Here is a 17,528-nt window from a genome sequence, read left to right as displayed (position 1 = left end):
CGGGATTTGGAAAGGTCTCAGTGACCCGCACTCTGCCCACCATCAACATGCAAGATTTCGCCGGTGACAAAGTTGGCACTGTCCAGATACACCACAGCCTGAGCAATATCGCTGATCTCCCCCATGCGCCCAACCGGATGCAAACTCCCCAGCGCTTCGTGAGTTTCCTCGCCGTGCATCGGGGTCTTGATGATGCCGGGGGAAACCGCATTCACCCGAATCCCACGCTTGGCATACTCAATGGCCAGTGACTTGGTCGCAGCGTTCAAACCACCCTTGGTCAACGACGCCAGTACCGACGGCACACCGTCGATGGCATGGTCCACCAGGCTGGTGGTGATGTTGACGATGTGTCCTTTGCCCTGTTTTTCCATCTCGGTGATTGCGAGTTGGGTGATATAGAAGAAGCCATTCAGGTTTACCGACAGCACCGCCGCATAATCTTCAGGGGTATAAGCGGTGAACGGCTTTGCAACGAAGATACCGGCGTTGTTGACCAGTGTGTCGATGCGACCAAAACGCGCGATGGCTTCACGAATGACTTGCTGGGCGATCGCCGGGTCGCCGATGTCGCCCGCCACGGTGTGGATGTCCGGATCGGTGGACGGCTGGATCGAGCGTGAAGTCGCGACAATCTTGTAATCGAGATCACGGAAGGCCTTGACCATGCCTGCGCCGAGACCTTGGGAGGCGCCAGTAATAACGATGACTTTTTTCGAATTGCTCATGATGAACCTCAACTGGAAATTTTAAAAAGTGATCAATCAGGCTTCGGCGGGGCACACCACATCGGAGATGAAATCGAGGGTGACGGACGCAGTCATGACTGCCCCTCTTCCTCAGCCAGTTGCTTTCGGTACTGGGTGGTGGTGATGCCGGCATAACCCCAGTTATCGGTGTCGACTTCTTCGATCACGATGTGAGTCAGGTCCGGGCGCTTGTTGAGGACGCGTTCCAGGGTTTCAGTGATTTCGGCGATCACCTGAGCTTTCTGCTCTGGGGTAACGCCATCGCGGGTGATGCGTACGCTTACGAAAGGCATGGGGGAATCTCCAGTGACCTTCTCATCGGAATAATGGGGAGGCGTTGGAGATCAATGTATGAGGTTGGTCTGGGGGGGATAAAGGTGGGGGCGGGAACATCATTAGTGACGTGATGTAATGAGTTCAAAGGATGTTGTGCTTGGCTAAAGTCCATCTGCGCACCCTCAGGCCAGTTTCCAGCCTTTATGCTAAATTATGGCTGGCCAATAATTATGGCGTGTCCATAAAAAGAGGTAATTGCATGAGCAGCATTTTTCAGCGCCCTGAACTGGCTGAACAGATGGCAAATCAGCTTCTCAATCCGGGTGTTCTCGATGAGGGTCTGCGCTCAGGTCTGTTTCTTTCCGGCCTGCGCAGAACCGGTAAAACGACTTTCCTGAGAAATGACCTCATCCCTGCCTTGGAAGAAGCGGGTGCTCTGGTCATTTACGTCGACTTATGGAGCGATACGCTGGCCAATCCTGCAATACTCGTGCATGACGCTATCCGTCAACATCTGGAAGAACTCCAAACGCCTGGCTCCAGCCTGCTCGAAATGCTCAAACGCGTTAGTGGTGCAGATGTCGGAGTAGCCGGATTCAAGTTTGGTTTCAAGCTCGACAGCATTGGCAATGCAGGTGGGCCTACGCTGGCACAGGCGCTGACAGCAGTCGTCGATCAAGCAAAAACAGATTTGGTGCTGATCATCGACGAAGTGCAGCACGCCATTTCCTCCGATGACGGCAATCAGCTGCTCCTGGCACTCAAAGCCGTCCGTGATGCGATCAACCCACGCCCGAATACGCCGGGCTATTTTCTGTTCATCGGAACGGGATCGCACCGGGCGCAAATCAGTGAACTGACTGCAAAACGGAACCAGGCGTTTTCCGGCGCAACGTCGGCGGCGTATCCGGTGCTGAAAGGGGATTACGTTGAGTACCTGCTCAACCGCCTCGCCATGACGGTAAAGAAGGAAAAATTACCGTCTCTTGAGGTCGCCATCGAAGCGTTCAACACCTTGGGGAATCGACCTGAGGAAATGCTCAAGGCATTGCGACAGTTGATGCAGCAAGAAGGTGATCCAGACCTTTTCTTGCCAGTTATTGCCAGCACTTTGCGTTCGGCAGCGGCCGGTATTGAGCTTGAAAAAGTTGAACAACTGGGAAGTCTGGCTCAGGCTATTTTCAACAAAATTGCGTCTGCGGACGGCGATGCACGAGGTATTTTCTCTACCGATGCTGCGGCTGAGTATTCGAAGACTGTAGGTCGTGAGGTGCGCGTTGAAGAGATTCAACCGGTGGTGATTGCGCTAGTTGCCGAGAACATCATCATGCGACGTGGTCATGGGATTTATGCGATTACGGATCAGTTTGTTCAGGAGATTTGGTTGGAGGAACGGGCGCTGATTGACGTTAGTTAGAGAGGTGTCGCTAACGGCGACATGTCCACGTTTCGGCGGTTTTTTCGAAGACCAAAAAACGCCGACACACGGTCAACACACCCATTGACACCCCCCTCACACGGGCAGAGAATTTAATCGAGAGCGCGAAACCGACTGCCTTCAGGTGGCGATAGTCGACGTTAGGAACCCCGTTGGTGACCTGAAAATCAGCGTAGGGGCAAAACCTCTCCTCCCCTGCTTGAGGGAGCATAATATCAAGCACCCATTCATGAAAGCAGCCTCATCAGGCTGCTTTTTTTGCCTGGGAAAAAGATTTCATTGTTCAATCAAAACCAAAAAACAACTACGTCTGCCCCCGTTCAGCCACTTTTTGACCAGATCATCTATCCTCCACCCAAAAACCCGCCCCTGTAATAAGTCTCCAACCATCGGACGCGAAATCATTTCGCTACTAAACTCGGGACAAGCATGCTCAGGTGCAGGATCATAGCCAGCACGCGACCGACGCCCACCGGGGCGGCCAGGTACACAACAATAATCAGCCCACTTTAGAGGGCATTACCCAAATGGATAGTAGAACCTTACGTAATCTCATGCGCATCGTGCAGACCGGCTCGTTGTCGGCGGCGGCGGAGCATTCCTGTTTGACCGTGCAGGCCTTGGCCGCGCAGTTGAACAAGGTCGAAGAGCAGTTTGGTTTTCGGTTGTTTCGTCGCTCCAACAAGGGGCTGACCCTAACGACGCAGGGCAAGGAGCTCACGCCCTATATGGACAAGGTATTGGTCGCCATGCGGCAATTGGAGGAGAAAGTCGCCACGCTCAAGGTGCCCGGACAACGTACGCTCAAGGTTGCGCTTAATACGACCCTGTCAGCCGACTTCAACCGGCGAATGATCGGACGCCTCATTGAGGTGTTTCCTGATTATCAACTGGAATTCAGCTACGCCGAGTCGATGGAAAACCTCAGCAAGTTGAAGAATGAAGACTTCGACCTGGCCGTGCTGATTGGCCCGCAGCAACCAGGTTTACCCAGCATTGCCCTGCCCGATGTACAGGTGCAGGTGGTGGGTGCTCATTGCGGTCAGGAAAACGATCCGCTGATGCTGCTCAGCAACAAGTTTCAGGTTCGTCCTGCCGACGATTGTCCGTATTCCCACAGTTTCTTGCGTTTTCTCGACGCCGGCCTTGGTCATTACGAGTCAGACAAGCGGATGATCTATTCCTGCAGCGAGACCCTGACCCTGTCGTTGATCACGCAAATGGACGGCCTCGGCGTGGTGTCCCGTGAGGCGGCCCTGCGTAACGGCTTGACCATTTTCCCGGGTTTCGAGGACTCCCTTGAAGTACGGCTGGCGGTCAATAACCCCGAGTTGTCGAGCCAGGCCCTGAACGAGGTGGTTGCTCTGTCACTGCATGAACGACCCGAGCGCGATGTACGCAGCCGTTCCCACCGCTACGCTGAGAAAGAGATTTTTGCTGAAATACGCACATAACAACGTCGGAATGGCTGCATAAAATTCCGGGCGATCAAGTTGCACCTGCTGATCCTTGATCAACAGCGGCGTGAGACTGATTGCAGCGACGATCGCCACCGGCAGGTATTCCAGCGCCCGGGCGACCAGGGGTGGCCAATGGTCGGTGTTCACCTGCAGCGGCAACGCGCGCGGCAGGAATGTGACGGCCATCATCAGCGCGACGACGAGGATCAGGAACGTTTGGTCAGGCATACACCCACCCCGCAGCCCACGAATGTGGCAATGAACACGTTGAAGGGTGAGCTGCCGATCAGGCTCAGGGCACCCATGCAGGCAACCGCGGCCAGTGCGGCGATCAGTTTGTTACGGGTGTTGCACAGCGATACCAGCACGTAGAGCATCATCGCGGTCAGCGCATAGTCGAGCTGATACTTGATCAGGTGCGCCGCGTACTGTGCGCAGATCGCCCCCAGCAAACCGCCCAGCACCCACGAGGTGTGGCAATACAGATTGAAGCCGATCAGGTAACGCACATTGACCGGTATGCCCTTGCCCAGTTTGACGCTGTGGAAGGCGAACGATTCGTCGGTCAGCCCGCCGGCATAACACCAGCGCTCCAGACGACTGAGGCCCATCGCCTGCAAGGCCTTGGCCATGTAGACCGACATCAGCATGTGCCGCGCGTTGATCAAAAACGTGGTGAGGATGATGGTCGTCAGCGACGCACCGCTGGAAATCAGCGCCAGGGCGGCGAACTGTGAAGCGCCGGCGTAGACGAACAGGCACATCGCGACCGGCAGCCACACGGGCAATCCGGCATTGACGGCCATCAGACCGAACACAAACGCCACCGTGAAGTAGCCCGCAATCACCGGGCTGGCTTCAGCGAACGTGCGCGAGGGCTGGGGTTCGACCATCAGCGGTTGGCTGCTGGACGTCTCATTCATAAGTCCCTCTCAAAGGTCGTTTCGCCGCGCGGCTCACAAAAGCCCTGGGCACTCCAAAAACGTTTGCCGGCGAGGTTGGCATCGTCAACGAACAGGAACATCCGCAGCACACCGACCCTTTTCATGTCCGCCGATGCCGCTTCCACCAAGCGCTGACCGACCCCCTGGCTGCGATACACCGGGCTCACCGCCAAGTGATTGATGGTGCCACGGCTGCCGAGCATTCCGCCCAACACCGCGCCGACCACTTCGCCACAGACATCGAGCGCGAGAAACGCGGTGGTGGTTTTCTGCTCCAACACACCGCGCAAACATTTGGCGTCTTGCCATTCACAGAATGACACTTCGTCGAATTGCCGAAAGAAGCGCTCCAGACGTTGCGCTTCCTTGGCTGTTGCACGCTGCAGCATCACCGGTGCAGGGCACTCGGCGATGTGCATCATGGGGTCTAGCTGTTCAGCGAACAATGTCGAAAGCGGTCCCGGGCCGCGAGAAGGAAATGGCCAGAATCTGCCGATAGGCCATTTCGTGAGCGTGGGTATTGCGTGCCGCTGTCACGTAGTGACGCATGTCGCGATCGAGGAAGTAGGTGGTGTCGAGGATTTCCAGATAAGTCGTCGCCGCCAACTGTTCCTCTTCAGCCGAATACAACCGGCTTTCCGCCCCCTCCACGTTGTTGCGGCCCCAGAAATGCACACCGCTGAACGGATAACCGTCGCAATGAATACCTTCCGGGGTGATTTCCAGTTGCTTGCCCGGCTTGATTTCGATGCGGATCTGATGGATCTGGCACTGCCAGATTTCATCGTGCAACTCCGGCGGCAATACGTTTTTGTACACCTCGAAATCCGCATCGATGAGGCTGCGCATCACCGGCGAATTGATGACTTCATTGGAGAAATCCTGGAAGTGCCGCTCCAGCCCGCCGACGTAGCTGTTGTTGGCCTTCGATTGCACGTAGGCGCGGTGTTCCAGCTGCTTCAGTTCACGGCTGACCGGGTTGTATTCGAAATCGCTGTAACGACGGAAACGCATGCCCGCATCGGCCTGGCCGTAATAGCTGTCCGGCTCCATGCTTTCCCAACTTTTAGTCAATCTGACAAAGTCGGAAAAATGACCGAAGAGATTGAAGTCGGCTCCCTGGACGTTGACATATTTGTCGCGTCGTAGCGATTCGCCAACTTCTTTGTTCAACACGATCATTACCAGGTCTCCATTCCATTTAGCGGCCTAATCTAGTGGGTGCGGGTTTTGCGGCCCATGAGAAAGAATTTCAGGCATATCAAGCGTTGCTTGAAACGCGGCATGAAGTTGCTTTAATCCGATTTTTTACGAGTAAAAACAGCAACTTTGGGTATTTTTCCGAACAAAAGTGATCAATGTACCGAGGTCGTTTTCCGCGCCCCCATCACTTGTCCGCGATAGCTAATTGCACAGTGTGACTGTCGACGAATTGTTCGAAATGCGTGACTTTGCCGTCGGCCAGCGTCCACAAGTGAGCGACCCGGGCATTCATCGGGCGTCCGGTGGCTTTGTAGATTGTCGGAAGGCCTCAGGTTCCAGATCTGTTTGTACGGCGAGTTCCATCAGAACGGCTTCGTCAGCAATGCGTCGACCTTCCACGTAATGAGCTGTTTGCAAACGACCCAGCAATGCGAGCCCTCGTCCCGCGATCTGCTCGGCTGCCAGTACAGCGGCAATCGGCGGTGTGGAATCGAACACCGCCGTCTCATCGCGCAGCAAACCGTCGAAATATGCCTCACGGACCAATGCACCTGGTCGCGATCACAGGCATAAAAAGCGCCGCCTTCCCCGGCAGCGCTTTTATCAATCCGTTGTTTTTCTTCTTATCCTTCCATCACATCCCACAGTGCTTCCAGTTCTGCCTCGCTGAATAAACCAGCGGGGTAGCGCTCGATCATCATCCGGCGCGGATCAGCTTCCCTGATCTGACGCGTTCCATTGGACTTCAACCACTGCGCCAAGACCTGGAGCGATTCGCTATTAACTGCCAGAGGATGCAGTGCCCGCTCGCTCACGACGTTCATTTCGGCGTTCATCTCAGCGCTCTCTCCTGGTTTGTGAGCGGCTAACTTATCCAAGGTTTATGACAGAACATCGAAGTTCTCTCCCTCCCCACATTGCGCCATCGAAGATACAAGAGCTGTGCCAATGTTTTCGAAGTGTCGGCAAGTGGATACAAAAAAGCCCGCAGTCCTGATGGGCTGCGGGCTTTCTGTGAAACAACGAGGCTGAATCGTTGCTCAATCGATTCTTCAATCAACTCAAGGTGTTACGACCTCACTCACTCCTTGTGCGGGGCTGGCTGTTGTTGGGTAAGGCAGTGGATGTTACCGCCCCCCAGTAACAATTCACGACCCGGCACCATGACCACTTCGTGTTGCGGGAACAACCTCTGCAAAATCTCTTTGGCCGGACCATCCAAGGGGTCGTCGAAGCTCGGCGCGATGATGCCGCCGTTGACGATCAGGAAGTTCACGTAAGAGCCGGCCAGACGAACGGTCGGATTGCGTTCCTGAGTGCCATCCACCGGATCGACACCTGCGCACTCGTCTTCAGTTGCGTACAGCGGCCCCGGAATCGGCATCTTGTGCACCGTGAACGGGCGCCCCTTGGCATCGGTGCTGTTTTGCAGCACGTTTATTGCCGCCTGGCAGCGCGGGTAGTTCGGGTCCTGCGGGTCGTCGGTCCAGGCCAGCAGTACTTCGCCCGGACGCACGTAGCAGCAGAAGTTATCCACATGGCCGTCGGTTTCGTCGTTGAACAAACCGTCTGGCAACCAGATGATTTTATCCACAGCCAGATTGGCGCTGAGCACCGCTTCGATCTGCGTGCGGTCCATGTGCGGATTGCGATTGCGGTTGAGCAGGCACTCTTCGGTGGTGATCAGGGTGCCTTCGCCATCGACATGGATCGAGCCGCCTTCGAGCACAAAACCTTCGGTGCGGTAGCGCGGGCTGCGCTCGATTTCGAGGATCTTGCCCGCCACCTGCGAGTCACGGTTCCACGGTGAATACAGACCACCGTCGAAACCGCCCCAGGCATTGAAATCCCAATCCACACCACGGACTTCGCCGCGGTTATTGATGACGAATGTCGGGCCAGTATCCCGAACCCAGGCGTCATCGCTGGACATCTCCACCAAACGAATATTCGGCACATCGAGACGGGCACGAGCATTTTCGTACTGGCCGGCGGAAACCGCCACGGTCACCGGTTCGAAACGCGCGATGGCCTTGGCCACCGCCACATGCGCGGCTTGTGCCGGTTTGCCACCCAGGCGCCAGTTGTCCGGGCGCTCGGGCCAGACCATCCAGGCCTGGGTCTGTGGAGCCCATTCGGCGGGCATGTAAAAGCCGTCGGTGCGAGGGGTGCTGTTCAAAGTGGTCATGGTTCAGGACTCCAGGGAACCGTCGAGGGTTTTGATCGCGCCGTACAGGTTCGGGCGACGGTCACGGAACGAGCCCCATGCGCTGCGGATGTGCTCCAGCTCATCGAGGTCGAAACTGTGAACCAGAATGCCTTCTTCTGTTTCATTCAGCTCTTGGACTTTCTCACCAAACGGGTTGGCAATGAACGATGAGCCGTAAAAGGTAATGTCGTAGCCGTCTTGTTCTTCATTGCCAATGCGGTTACTGGCAATCAGCGGCATCAGGTTGGCGCCGGCATGGCCTTGTTGCACGCGCTGCCAGTGGTCGCGGGAGGAAATGGTCTTGTCGTGTGGCTCGCTGCCGATGGCGGTCGGGTAGAACAGGATTTCCGCGCCTTGCAGCGCCATGCTGCGGGCGCACTCAGGGAACCATTGATCCCAGCAGATGCCCACGCCAATTTTCGCATAACGGGTGTTCCAGACTTTGAAACCGGTATCGCCCGGGTTGAAGTAGTACTTTTCGTGGTAGCCAGGGCCGTCCGGGATGTGGCTTTTACGATAAATCCCGAGGTTGCTGCCGTCGGCATCGATGATCGCGATGCTGTTGAAACGTGCGCGGCCGGCCAGTTCGTAGAAGCTGATCGGCAGAACGACCTGCAGCTCTTTGGCGATTTTCTGAAAGTGCTTGATGGCGACGTTGTCTTCAACGGTCGTGGCCAACTGCAGGTAATCAGGATTCGGCTTCTGGCAGAAGTACGGAGCCTCGAACAGCTCCTGGATCAGGATGATTTGCGCGCCTTTGGCCGCTGCCTCACGGACCAGTTTCTCAGCGGTCTCGATGTTGGCTTCCAGGTCCCAGGAACACGCCATCTGGGTAGCGGCGACGGTAACGATACGGCTCATGAATCATCTCCTGGGCAAGTGCTTGAGGGTCGAGGGTGGCATCGACCGATGACAGACAGAGGCAACACCGGGCGTGGTTCATCCACACCGTGGGCAGTGGCGACTTTATAGCCGATAAAAATCGGCTTTTAAAGCGGAAAATACTCCATCCGTCAAAAATGATTCGCTTAAAACCGATAACAATCGACATTTCACGATTCAAATGTAGGAGCTGCGGCTTATAGACCCTCATCCAAGACTTTGGACAGTATGTCGACAAAGAAATCCACGCTCTGACGCGACGTAACCATCGGCGGCTTGATCTTGAGGATGTTCAGATAATCACCCGTCGGCTGCATGAAGATCCCCAGCTCTCGAAGACGATCGCACAGCGCCGTGGTTTCCTCGGTCGCCGGTTCCAGGGTTTCTCGATTGCGGATCAACTCCACGCCCAGATAGAAGCCGGAACCATGCACCGCTCCCACCAAGGGATGCCGATCGATCAACGCTTCAAGACGTTCCTTGAAATACCCGCCCACGACCTGGGCGTTTTCCCAGAGTTTTTCTTCTTCCATCACATCCAGCACTGCCATGCCGATCTGGCAACTGACAGGGCTGCCGCCGGCCGACGAGAAGAAGTAACCCTCGGCCTCCAGCGCTTCGGCGATTTCCCGACGGGTAATGACTGCGCCCAACGGCTGGCCGTTACCCATGCCTTTGGCCATGGTGATGATGTCTGGCACCACGCCCTGCTCTTCGAAGCCCCAGAAGAATTTGCCCATCCGGCCGTAACCGACCTGCACCTCGTCGGCGATGCACACCCCGCCCTGAGCGCGGACCAGCGCATAGACCTGCTTCAAGTAACCCGGCGGCAGCGAGATACCGCCGGCATTGCCGTACACCGGCTCGCAGATGAAACCGGCTAACTGGCGTTTCTGCTCGGCGATTTTCGCCAGGTTGTGTTCGACGCTACGCACGTAGTCGGGTGCGCTGTCGACACCACGAAATTCACCGCGATAGGTGTTCGGCGCGGTCACCGGGTGCACCCAATCAGGACGACTGCTCAAGGCCTTGGGGTTATCGGCAATCGAGGTCGAGACCGCATCCGCCGCCACCGACCAGCCGTGATACGCCTCCAACACGCTGAGCATGTCGCGACCGCCGCTGTAGGCCCAGGCCAGGCGGATTGCCAGGTCATTGGCCTCGGTGCCGCTGTTGACCAGAAATACACGGTCCATGTTGTCCGGTGCCAGCTTCAGCAAGCGTTCGGAAAACTCGGCAATCGCCGCGTAGTGAAAACGCGAGTTGGTGTTGAGCAACGACCACTGCCGGCTGGCGACGGCAGCCATGCGCGGATGGCCATGACCCAGGACCGCGACGTTGTTGAGCATGTCGAGGTAAGAACGGCCCTGCATGTCAATCAGGTGATTGCGCCAGCCGCGCTCGATGCGCGGCGGGTCGATGTAATAGTGTTTTTGGGAGCGCGCGAAACTCGCGTCACGGCGGGCCAGCAACGTCTGCGGGTCGAGTTCTTCTTCCGCATTACAGGCCAGGCCCAGCAACGCGGCAGGCGAAGGACACAACGCCTGCCAGGCTGCCGCGCGCGATGGCGTGCAAAACAACGGCGCATCGAGCTGAGCGCTTCGACACAACTGCACGATCAACGGCCCGCTGACCGAACCCAGCACCTGGCCTTTGACCAGCGCCGCGCCATCGCGCACCGACGAGGCCACACCCCATAATCGGACGCTGACCTCTGGGGCGTCCAGTTGCAGCAAATTTTCCCCTGCGATATGGATAACACCGGCAAACGGCGCTTCGACCGCCGTGCCGTCGGGCACTCGCAACGCAACGTGTAACGGGAAAGTGTCCGCTTCGCTGGCGCTGTCCGGTCGGGTTTGAGACAGACGATATTGGCCATATCGACTGGCCGCCAGACCGTGAGCAGCGGCGGCCTCCGTCAACAGACGCAGATCGATTCCCTCCTGCTCCCAGTTACCCGTCTCGAAATGTGGGCTGAGTACGCCCAGATCGATCAACGCAAATTCGCGCCCCACCAGACTCGGCAACAATGGCGCGAAGCCTTCACTGTCGATGCTCGGCAGACTTTGACCGACTGCGGCAAGAATCGCCGCCTCCATCAACGCCAACGGCACCGATGTGGCAACGCGGAAAATCTCCCACTCATGGGTCAGGTTGTCACGACTGTACTCATTGCCCGGATCGATGCTGACCTGCTGTTCGCCACTCAGCACCAGCACCGCCGAGCGGGCAACGATCAGCGGCCAGAGCGCCAGCAACTCTTCATGCTGCAACGGATTGACCGCGTGATAAGCCTGAACCGCCGGCAAAATGTAGAACGGATCGCCATCGGCATGGTGCAGTAGCGCGGCACAGGTCACCGACAGATCGGTGATCCGCCAGGTTCGGACCAGATCGCCAAAATCGATCACGCCCTGCAACTGCCATTGGCGCTGGGAATCCCGCTGCCAGACCACGTTGTCGTCAGTGATGTCCATGTGAATCGCCTGTACCGGCAGCTTATCCACCAAGGGCTGCAAATGGCGCTCGGCCTGTTCGGCCGCTTCAGCAATCAACGCTCGTTGCCGCTCATCCTTGATCACCGGCAGCAAATGCGCGATCAACGCGTTGGCGTGACGGGCGTCCCATTGAAGGGTGCGCTCAAGGCCCGGATGATCGAAACCGGCCAGCGCCAGGTCCATTTCGCCGCAAAGCCGACCGAAACCGGCAACCACTGAAAGGCTCAGATGATCGAGGTGCGTCAGGGATTGGCCGTCGATGTAATCGAGCAGGCGCACGTGCACCGCCTGGCTCCCAATCTCAAGGGAGAGGAGGTCTGCGCCGTTTTTGGCAGGAATAACTCGTGGCACCTGCACGCCGGAGTGTTCAGCCAAATGCTTGAGCCCTGCGTGCTGAGCTTGCAGCTCCAGCGCCGAGTAATCGCCACGGCAGATTTTCAGGACAAAACGCCCCTGCTCGCTGTCGACCCGGAAATTGAGATCCTGCTGGCTCCCAAGAGCCTGCAACCGCCCGCTCAGCCCGTAATGCGCTTCCAGCAGCTCAAGCGCTTGCGCCGCAGACACTTGCGGGCTGGGCAGACTGGCGCGGTGAATCAACGTGGCGAGCGGCATACAACGATCCCCTGAAATTTTATTAGGTGCTTATATCGCCACTGCTTCGGGCGATACGCAACCCTCTTATACCGGTCGGGGGGGCGGCATTGGGGACGGCTTCCAGTCAGCGACTACTTAGATGAACTTTCCTACAGCAATCTCGGATTGCCTTTCCCCCGTTCCTGATTCCAACCTATAGCCTGAAGGGCCCCATCAAACCGTCCAGGATAAAATCGCCACCATGACGATGCGCCGCCTTGCACTCTCAAACAAAAAAGTCCGCAATATCCCACGTCGATTGAAAGCGCTTGCAGCCTGGGCCTCTCGCTTCGAAGGCTATTTCCCGGATGACCTGACTCTCGAGCAGAAATATTGCCACTGGAAAATTCCGGTTCTCACAACGCTGGTAGAGGGTAAACAAGCGACCACTGTCATACGCAAAGAATGCGCCCAACAAATGATCAATGCAGCGCACCACATACGCCAGGCCAGGCCTGAAAATGCCATCGACTGTCGAATAGTCACGGTCATTTGCCTACCGGACATGTTCACCAGCGAAATCTGCATTTACACCAATCTGGATTACCACCGAGGTCATATTCCGCCAATCGACAGTGAGCACTGCCGAACTGACAAAAGCCTCGCCACAGAATGGGGTCTTGTCCTTCCGGACGGGATGAAGGAAAGAGGATTGCGCTATACCTCTGAAGATTGTGACGGGCAACCCTATGAGGCCGAGCAGTGGTATTTCGGTGAGGTCGATTAACAGGTGAGAGATCACCCGTTTTTTACTGATGGAGACACAGCAACTTCAAGATTTTGATCGCCCGAACCACCGCACCACTCGCACCCACCGCCACTTTGCGTAAGAATGTCGGCCATCACGCCTATTGCTGGAGAAACACCATGAATGTAGTCACCACCGACCTGCCCGGTGTTGTGATCATCGAACCCAAGGTATTTGGTGACGAGCGCGGTTTCTTCTATGAGAGCTTCAACGCCAAGGCTTTCGAAGAAGCGACTGGCCTGAACACCCAGTTCGTTCAGGACAACCATTCCCGCTCGCAAAAAGGCGTTCTGCGCGGCCTGCATTACCAACTGGAAAACACCCAGGGCAAACTGGTCCGCGTCACCGTCGGTGAAGTGCTGGACGTGGCGGTGGATATTCGACGCAGCTCGCCGCATTTCGGCAAATGGGTGGCGGTGCGCCTGTCCGCCGACAACCATCGCCAACTCTGGGTACCGGAAGGTTTTGCCCATGGTTTCGTGGTGCTGAGCGATTTCGCCGAGTTCCTCTATAAAACCACCGACTACTACACCCCGTCGGCCGAGCGCAGCATTCGCTGGGACGATCCGGACCTGGGCATTGACTGGCAGCTGGACGAAGCACCAAAACTGTCGGCCAAGGATCAGTCCGCTGCGTTCCTCAAGGACGCCGAAGTCTTTTCCTGAATTCCTGTGTGAGTCTTCACCGCCAGCGCGCACTTGATCCCAGGTGCGCAGACTGCGCCCGCAAGCCTAGGCATAATGCGTCTGTACCCACAGGCGCCTGATGCTCATGACACCGACCCTCCCCCGCAGACCCCGCTGGCGCAGCCTGGCGTTGCTCGCGCTGTGCCTGGCGCCCTTGCTGTGGCCACTGGAGCATCTGGCCGAGCGTTACTACCGCAGCGAACTGACCGGGCAGAACCGTCAGACCCTCGACCTCTACGTCGCCAACCTGCTGGGCACCCTGCATCGGTATGAAGTGTTGCCACAGATTCTTGGCGAGCTGCCTGCCCTGCGCGCGACACTGGCCGCACCCGACGAAGGTGTGGTTCAAGGCAATGCCAATCGCCTGCTGAAAAACATCAGCGCCCAGACCGGCGCCGAAGTCATGTACCTGATGGACACCACCGGCAAGACACTGGCAGCTTCCAATTGGGACAAACACGACAGCTTCGTCGGCCGCAATTTCGCTTTCCGTCCTTATTTCAGTGAAGCCATGGCCGGACGCCTGGGGCGCTTCTTCGGCCTGGGCACCACCTCGGCCAAACGCGGTTACTTCTTTGCGGCGGCAATACGTGATCGCGAAAAAATCATTGGTGTGCTGGTCATCAAGGTTGACCTCGACCACACCGAAAGCCTCTGGGGCAAAACCCCGGAACAACTGCTGGTCACCGACCACAATGGCGTGGTCATCCTCACGTCGAGGCCCGAGTGGCGTTTCCGCTCGACGCGCCCATTGAGCGACGCAGAGCGCGAGGCCATCACCGCCATTCAACCCTACCCGACCCGCGATCCCAAGCCGTTGAATCTCGACGCCAATGCCTGGCTGACCCAAACCCGGCAGATCGAAGAAACCGGCTGGAGCGTCAGTATCCTTGCGCCGCGTACCCTGATCGACCGCCCGGTACGCACGGTTGTGGCCATCGGCGGCGCAACGCTGCTGGTATTGATGCTGCTGCTCGGCCTGATGATGCAGCGTCGACGCCATTATCTGGATCGGATCGCCTTCGAAGGCAAGGCTCGCCAGGAACTGGAAGGCCGGGTCGCTGAACGGACCAGCGACCTCGAAGGCCTCAACCGTCGACTGAAGCAGGAAGTGCTGGAGCGCGAACACGCTCAGCAGGAACTGGTGCGCGCGCAGGATGACCTGGTGCAGGCCGGCAAGCTCTCGGCGTTGGGGACGATGTCGGCAAGCATCAGCCATGAACTCAATCAACCCCTGGCGGCGATACGCAGCTACGCGGAAAACGCCGAAGTGCTGCTCGATCATCAGCGCACCGAGGATGCTCGCGGCAACCTCAAGCTGATCAGCGAATTGACCGGGCGCATGGCCTCGATCATCGCCCACCTGCGCGCCTTCGCCCGGCGTGATCGCCACGCCCCGGAAAGCGTGGCCCTGCAACCGGCGCTGGACGATGCCCTGGCATTACTGGCCAAGCGTCGACGCAGCATGGAAGTCGAACTGATCCGTGACCTGCCGGCCGCCACCCTATGGGTCGAGGCCGGTGAAACCCGTCTGCGCCAGGTACTTGGCAATTTGCTGGCCAATGCCCTCGATGCCCTGACGGAAAAAGGCCCGCCGCGTAAACTCTGGTTGAGTGCCGAGTCCACCGCCGCCGGCGTCAATCTGTACATTCGCGACAACGGCCCCGGGTTCTGCCTGGAAGCGCTGGGTCGTGCCGGCGAGCCCTTTTACACCACCAAGACCCGCACTCAGGGGCTTGGGCTGGGGCTGGCAATCTGCGACAGCCTGATGCGCGCCTTCGGGGGTGAACTGTCGTTCTCCAACCACAAGGAAGGCGGCGCCCTGATTACCCTGAAACTGCGCGCAGGCGCACCGGGTGTGAGCCTGCAACCGTCCGAGGACCGAAGTGCATGACCATCGACAACCGCATCCAGGTCGTGTTGATCGACGACGATCCCCATCTGCGCCAGGCCCTGAGCCAAACTCTGGATCTGGCCGGCCTGAAAATCCTGCCGCTGGCTGAAGCCAAAGGCCTGGCCGGGCAACTGGAACGCGACTGGCCGGGCGTGGTGGTCAGTGACATCCGCATGCCGGGCATGGACGGCATCGAACTGCTGACCGAACTCCATGCCCAGGACCCGGAGTTGCCGGTGCTGCTGATCACCGGCCACGGCGATGTGCCGCTGGCGGTACAAGCCATGCGCGCCGGAGCCTATGACTTTCTGGAAAAACCTTTCGCCAGCGACGCCCTGCTCGACAGCGTGCGTCGTGCCCTGGACCTTCGCCGGCTGGTGCTGGATAACCGCAGCCTGCGTCTGGCCCTGAGCGATCGCAACGAACTGAGTGCTCGACTGGTCGGCCAATCGGCGCCGATGCTGCGCCTGCGCGAACAGATTGGTGCCTTGGCGGCGACCAAGGCCGACGTGCTGATCCTCGGCGAAACCGGTGCGGGTAAAGAAGTGGTGGCCCGCGCGCTGCACGATCTGTCGAGTCGGCGTAACGGCCCGTTCGTGGCAATCAACGCCGGAGCCCTGGCCGAGTCGGTGGTGGAAAGCGAGCTGTTCGGTCACGAACCCGGTGCATTTACCGGCGCACAGAAACGTCGCATCGGAAAATTCGAATTCGCCAATGGCGGCACGTTGTTCCTTGATGAAATCGAAAGCATGAGCCTGGACGTGCAGGTGAAACTGCTGCGCTTGCTGCAAGAGCGGGTCGTCGAGCGCTTGGGCGGCAACCAACTGATCCCGCTGGACATCCGCATCATCGCCGCGACCAAGGAAGACCTGCGTCAGTCCGCCGACCAAGGCCGCTTCCGTGCCGACTTGTATTACCGCCTGAACGTCGCGCCATTGCGTATTCCGCCGCTGCGTGAGCGAGGCGAAGATGCGCTGATGCTGTTCCAGCATTTCGCCGATGAAGCCAGCGCCCGGCACGGCTTGCCGCCCCACGAATTGCAGCCGGGGCACCGGGCACTGCTGTTGCGCCATACCTGGCCAGGCAATGTGCGCGAACTGCAGAACGCCGCCGAACGTTTTGCCCTGGGTCTTGAACTGGCGCTGGACAACAGTGCGCCTGATGGCGGCGTCGGCACCACGATTGAAGTGGTCAGCGGCGGTTTGAGCGAGCAGGTGGAGAACTTCGAGAAGAGCCTGATTGCCGCCGAACTGGCGCGCTCTCACAGCTCCGTGCGCAGCCTCGCCGAAGCGCTCGGCATTCCGCGCAAAACCTTGCATGACAAACTGCGCAAGCATGGTCTGAACTTCGCCGACGCTGGCGGCAGCAGCCACACCGACGACCTTGATTGAGCTACCGTAAAATCATCCTCTTCAAACAAAAGGCCCGCGAATGAACCGCGACAGTCGACACCTGGAATCGATCCTCCATTCCGACATCCCTCTCACGCGGAAGATGGGCCTCAAAGTGCTCGACTGGCACGATCAACAACTGCGCCTGCACCTGCCACTGGAAGCCAACGTCAACCACAAGAGCACCATGTTCGGCGGCAGCCTGTATTGCGGCGCGGTGCTGGCCGGCTGGGGCTGGTTGCATTTGCGTTTGCGCGAAGAAGGCATCGAAGACGGGCACATCGTGATTCAGGAAGGGCAGATCAGCTACCCGCTGCCGGTCACCATGGATGCGACGGCGATGTGCCAGGCACCGAGTGCGGCGGCGTGGAAGAAGTTTCTGGCAATGTATGAGCGGTATGGGCGGGCGCGGTTGACGCTGCATTCGCGGATCGTCAATGCCGGGAGTGAAGAGGAGGCGGTGCGGTTTACCGGGCAGTACGTCCTTCACCGATGACTGATCGTTCCCACGCTCTGC

17 protein-coding genes and 2 pseudogenes are annotated in these 17,528 nt (G+C 58.1%); 7 read left to right on the top strand and 12 right to left on the bottom strand.

Going from position 1 to position 17,528, the window contains the following annotated elements:
• Positions 1 to 17: 17 nt before the first annotated feature.
• The gene (locus LOY56_RS01340; RefSeq protein ID WP_258619034.1) at positions 18 to 728 is read right to left on the bottom strand and encodes an SDR family NAD(P)-dependent oxidoreductase; all 711 of its coding nucleotides are present in this window, start codon (positions 726 to 728) and stop codon (positions 18 to 20) included.
• 92 nt (positions 729 to 820) lie between these two features.
• Positions 821 to 1,042, bottom strand: coding sequence for a 4-oxalocrotonate tautomerase family protein (locus LOY56_RS01335; RefSeq protein WP_258619032.1), 222 nt, complete (start codon positions 1,040 to 1,042; stop codon positions 821 to 823).
• Between the two features lie 242 nt (positions 1,043 to 1,284).
• Between LOY56_RS01335 and LOY56_RS01330 the strand changes: the two genes are divergently transcribed.
• Positions 1,285 to 2,442: an ATP-binding protein gene (locus LOY56_RS01330; protein ID WP_258622554.1), complete on the top strand. Its 1,158-nt coding sequence runs from the start codon at positions 1,285 to 1,287 to the stop codon at positions 2,440 to 2,442.
• 548 nt (positions 2,443 to 2,990) lie between these two features.
• Positions 2,991 to 3,917, top strand: a complete 927-nt coding sequence (locus tag LOY56_RS01325) for a LysR family transcriptional regulator (RefSeq protein ID WP_258619030.1) — start codon at positions 2,991 to 2,993, stop codon at positions 3,915 to 3,917.
• On the opposite strand, the gene LOY56_RS01320 is transcribed toward LOY56_RS01325, so the two are convergent.
• From LOY56_RS01320 to LOY56_RS01275, 10 genes and pseudogenes are all read right to left on the bottom strand, one after another.
• A complete protein-coding gene (locus LOY56_RS01320; RefSeq protein ID WP_258619028.1) occupies positions 3,831 to 4,151 on the bottom strand; it encodes an AzlD domain-containing protein in 321 nt (106 codons plus the stop codon). The genes LOY56_RS01325 and LOY56_RS01320 overlap by 87 nt on opposite strands.
• Positions 4,130 to 4,846 (bottom strand): AzlC family ABC transporter permease, encoded by a 717-nt coding sequence (locus LOY56_RS01315; protein WP_258619027.1) that lies wholly within the window; start codon positions 4,844 to 4,846, stop codon positions 4,130 to 4,132. The genes LOY56_RS01320 and LOY56_RS01315 overlap by 22 nt, the downstream gene beginning before the upstream one ends.
• On the bottom strand, positions 4,843 to 5,256 hold the full coding sequence (locus LOY56_RS01310; RefSeq protein WP_258622553.1) for a GNAT family N-acetyltransferase: 414 nt from the start codon (positions 5,254 to 5,256) through the stop codon (positions 4,843 to 4,845). Before LOY56_RS01310 ends, LOY56_RS01315 begins: the two co-directional genes overlap by 4 nt.
• Before the next feature lie 46 nt (positions 5,257 to 5,302).
• A complete protein-coding gene (locus tag LOY56_RS01305) occupies positions 5,303 to 6,049 on the bottom strand; it encodes a 2OG-Fe dioxygenase family protein (protein WP_258619025.1) in 747 nt (248 codons plus the stop codon).
• Positions 6,050 to 6,254: 205 nt separating this feature from the next.
• Positions 6,255 to 6,386: pseudogene (locus tag LOY56_RS01300) on the bottom strand (nuclear transport factor 2 family protein); the annotation flags it as partial.
• Positions 6,368 to 6,607, bottom strand: a pseudogene (locus tag LOY56_RS01295) (DsbA family protein); the annotation flags it as partial. The pseudogenes LOY56_RS01300 and LOY56_RS01295, both read right to left, overlap by 19 nt.
• 86 nt (positions 6,608 to 6,693) lie before the next feature.
• Complete coding sequence (locus LOY56_RS01290; RefSeq protein ID WP_258619015.1) at positions 6,694 to 6,906, bottom strand: hypothetical protein; 213 nt, start codon at positions 6,904 to 6,906, stop codon at positions 6,694 to 6,696.
• Between the two features lie 245 nt (positions 6,907 to 7,151).
• Positions 7,152 to 8,258, bottom strand: a complete 1,107-nt coding sequence (gene aguA, locus LOY56_RS01285; RefSeq protein WP_258619013.1) for an agmatine deiminase — start codon at positions 8,256 to 8,258, stop codon at positions 7,152 to 7,154.
• Between the two features lie 3 nt (positions 8,259 to 8,261).
• Complete coding sequence (gene aguB / locus LOY56_RS01280) at positions 8,262 to 9,140, bottom strand: N-carbamoylputrescine amidase (RefSeq protein ID WP_258619007.1); 879 nt, start codon at positions 9,138 to 9,140, stop codon at positions 8,262 to 8,264.
• A gap of 218 nt (positions 9,141 to 9,358) precedes the next feature.
• The gene (locus LOY56_RS01275; RefSeq protein WP_258619005.1) at positions 9,359 to 12,271 is read right to left on the bottom strand and encodes an aminotransferase; all 2,913 of its coding nucleotides are present in this window, start codon (positions 12,269 to 12,271) and stop codon (positions 9,359 to 9,361) included.
• Between the two features lie 223 nt (positions 12,272 to 12,494).
• Here LOY56_RS01275 and LOY56_RS01270 point away from each other — a divergent pair, with 223 nt between their 5' ends.
• The 5 genes from LOY56_RS01270 (at position 12,495) to LOY56_RS01250 (ending at position 17,507) form a co-directional block, all read left to right on the top strand.
• Positions 12,495 to 13,019 (top strand): DUF3916 domain-containing protein, encoded by a 525-nt coding sequence (locus LOY56_RS01270; RefSeq protein ID WP_258619004.1) that lies wholly within the window; start codon positions 12,495 to 12,497, stop codon positions 13,017 to 13,019.
• Between the two features lie 140 nt (positions 13,020 to 13,159).
• Positions 13,160 to 13,705: a dTDP-4-dehydrorhamnose 3,5-epimerase gene (rfbC, locus tag LOY56_RS01265; protein WP_258619003.1), complete on the top strand. Its 546-nt coding sequence runs from the start codon at positions 13,160 to 13,162 to the stop codon at positions 13,703 to 13,705.
• Between the two features lie 106 nt (positions 13,706 to 13,811).
• Positions 13,812 to 15,620, top strand: a complete 1,809-nt coding sequence (locus LOY56_RS01260; protein WP_258619001.1) for an ATP-binding protein — start codon at positions 13,812 to 13,814, stop codon at positions 15,618 to 15,620.
• Positions 15,617 to 17,011, top strand: coding sequence for a sigma-54 dependent transcriptional regulator (locus tag LOY56_RS01255; RefSeq protein ID WP_258619000.1), 1,395 nt, complete (start codon positions 15,617 to 15,619; stop codon positions 17,009 to 17,011). Before LOY56_RS01260 ends, LOY56_RS01255 begins: the two co-directional genes overlap by 4 nt.
• 40 nt (positions 17,012 to 17,051) lie before the next feature.
• Complete coding sequence (locus tag LOY56_RS01250) at positions 17,052 to 17,507, top strand: thioesterase domain-containing protein (RefSeq protein ID WP_258618999.1); 456 nt, start codon at positions 17,052 to 17,054, stop codon at positions 17,505 to 17,507.
• Positions 17,508 to 17,528 lie beyond the last annotated feature (21 nt).

The organism is Pseudomonas sp. B21-048, from assembly GCF_024748615.1.
Taxonomy (GTDB): domain Bacteria; phylum Pseudomonadota; class Gammaproteobacteria; order Pseudomonadales; family Pseudomonadaceae; genus Aquipseudomonas.
Note: the sequence above shows the minus strand (reverse complement) of the source record. Positions and strands in the feature narration are given on the sequence as shown.